This is a genomic window from Methanosarcina sp. UBA5, from assembly GCF_002505485.1.
GTDB lineage: Archaea > Halobacteriota > Methanosarcinia > Methanosarcinales > Methanosarcinaceae > Methanosarcina.
Window position 1 is genome coordinate 1 of sequence record NZ_DAVG01000025.1, and the last position, 2633, is coordinate 2633.

A 2633-nucleotide genomic window follows, 5' to 3' on the forward strand; every position below is an offset into this window, starting at 1 on the left:
AGAAGTCCGGTTTACCGGACGAACAGCGAGGGGTAGTTCACGAAGGGATCCGGATTTTTCCGGGGATTATTGATCCATTTTGTGTATAGTTGGAACCGCTTTACTTACATTTCAATTGGTTTTAAGACCTCTAAGGCTAATTCCCGCCTTTTCAAAGGTGGGATACAGCCGTTAACTGTATTCATTTTCATTATCTGCAAACTTAGTTGTGCCATCCCGCCAATATTATATACGCATAATGTCACCCCAATACTGTAGCGAGAACCAAGCGAAGTTGTGGGCAAACAGGTTATGACAACTCCTNNATCTCAAGCATATCACAATCATCTATTTTCCACTTTGATTTTTCTTCACTTGCGGAACGCAAGGTAGGGCTTGTATGACTGATTTCCATTAGGAAGTGGGATGATTCAAGAAGCCTGCCACTTCAGTGGCGGGTAGTTCACGGGGGATTCAAATGGTTAAGGTAAACGTGATATTCCACAGTATTCATGGTCATATTTACAAAATGGCAGAAGCCATAGCTGAAGGAGCAAAAGAAGTAGAAGGAGCTGAAGTAGAGATTTATCAGGTGCCTGAAACCCTGCCTTACGAGGTTTTGGAAAAAATGGGGGCAATCGAAACAAAAGATCTTTTTGCCCATATTCCTGTCCTGACCAGAAGCATGTATGAAGATGTATTTGCAGGAGCAGATGCCCTTATTTTCGGGACACCTACACGTTACGGAAATATGACTGCCCAGATGCGTACCGTTTTTGACGGCCTTGGAGGACTCTGGAGTAGAGATGCTCTTGTTGGAAAGGTAGGAAGCGTCTTTACTTCAAGTGGAACACAGCATGGGGGCCAGGAATCTACAATTCTCACAACGCATGTTACCCTTCTTCATCTCGGAATGATTATTGTAGGGCTTCCGTATTCAGAAAAACGCCAAAGAAGGATGGATGAAATTACAGGAGGTAGCCCATATGGAGCTTCAACGATTGCAGGATCGGACGAAAATCGCCAGCCTTCTGAAAATGAACTTGCAATGGCCCGCTATCAGGGGAGATACGTAACCCAGATTGCAAAAAAACTCGCTGGAAAATAAAAGAGACCGTAAAAATAAAAAGATGGGAAAACGTCTTCCTTTTTAAGGATGTTCTCCATATTTTTAATATTTTCACCTTACAAATGCTTAACCAAGGCTCGGAAAGCCATGCCTCTGGATTCAACTTTATTCTGAGCTTTTATCAGGCACGCCAGAGTACAATAAGTTGCTTTTTCCTCAGCCTTTTTAAGAACTAAGAATTCTTTTCCACAAATGGGGCATGTTTTTTTTACGTAAGACATTGTAAACACGCATTCTCTTATGTGAGTGATTTTTTTAATATTTGTTTTTATAAGGCATTTACTATGATAGCACAGTGAACTACCTCGCCCTATCACTTTCGCCTAAAGGCTCAAGTTCTTGAGGGCGAAGCTTCTTGCTTCATACTAGGCGGTTACCGTTTTATTCCTAGTCCACAAGCTTAAACCGTAGTTCCTACGGCAAAATTTTTGATATTAATAGCGGCATTAATATCTCGATCATGGATATTTCCACAAACAGGACAAATCCATTCTCTAATATCTTCTGTTAGATTGAGATGTTTATAACCACAAACGCTACAGGTTTTCGAGGATGGTAACCATTGACTAATTTTAATTACAGTCTTTCCTAACCATTCAGCTTTATACTGAAGTTTCAAAACAAAAGAATACCATCCTGAATCTCCTGTACTTTGTGCTCTATAATGGTTTTTCATCATTCCTTTAATGTTTAAAGTTTCTACAGCTATTGCTTGGTTCTCGCTAACTAGCCTATTAGAAACTTTATGTTGAAAATCATGTCTTTGATTAGCTATTTTCTCATGTAACTTAGCAAGCTTATGAACTGCCTTTCTTCGGTTCTTAGATCCAATAACTTTCTTTGAAACTCTTCTTTGCAAACATTTCAATCGTTCCAAAGAGTTATTCAGGAACTTAGGATTATCAATTTTTTCTCCTGTAGAAAGAGTAGCAAAGGTCGTAAGTCCTACATCTATACCAATTAAGGTAGCATGAGAAAACGGTTCAGGTTCAGGACTTTTTTCTCCATCATCTGTTAAAATACTTATGTAATATTTTCCGGTTGGAGTTCTGGAAACTGTTAATGTTTTCATTTCTCCCTTGATATCTCTATGCATCTTAACTTTTATCCAGCCGAGTTTTGGTAACAAAATTCTAGATGAATCTAACTCATAATGTTGTGGAAGCTGGAAAGAGAAATGATGATCCTTTTTCCTTTTCTTCTGAGGATAACCAAATCCATCTTTGAAAAAATGATTGAAAGCAGAATTTAGGTTTCGGCTTGCTTGTTGTAATGCTCCTGAATTAACTTCTTTTAACCAAGGATATACTTCTTTTAGAACTAGGAGGTGTTTATTAAGATCAAACTCAGAAACACTTATTTTACATCTTTTATACAGTATAGATTTAATTTCAAGAAGTTTGTTGTATATGAATCGAGTGCAGCCAAAGTGTTTTTCCAAAAGTACCTTCTGTTCATTAGTAGGGTATATTCGGTATCGGTTTCCTCGTTTCATAGTATATTATACGTTTTGTAACTATATGAA

Annotated in this window: 2 protein-coding genes; one reads left to right on the plus strand and one right to left on the minus strand. The window is 38.2% G+C overall.

The features are described from left to right. The first annotated feature begins 457 nt into the window (after positions 1–457). Entirely contained in the window at positions 458–1087 is a 630-nt protein-coding gene (gene wrbA, locus BP621_RS02390; RefSeq protein WP_292387763.1) for an NAD(P)H:quinone oxidoreductase type IV, read from the plus strand. Between the two features lie 421 nt (positions 1088–1508). On the opposite strand, the gene BP621_RS02395 is transcribed toward wrbA, so the two are convergent. Next, positions 1509–2603, minus strand: a complete 1095-nt coding sequence (locus BP621_RS02395; protein ID WP_292387764.1) for an RNA-guided endonuclease TnpB family protein — start codon at positions 2601–2603, stop codon at positions 1509–1511. Positions 2604–2633 lie beyond the last annotated feature (30 nt).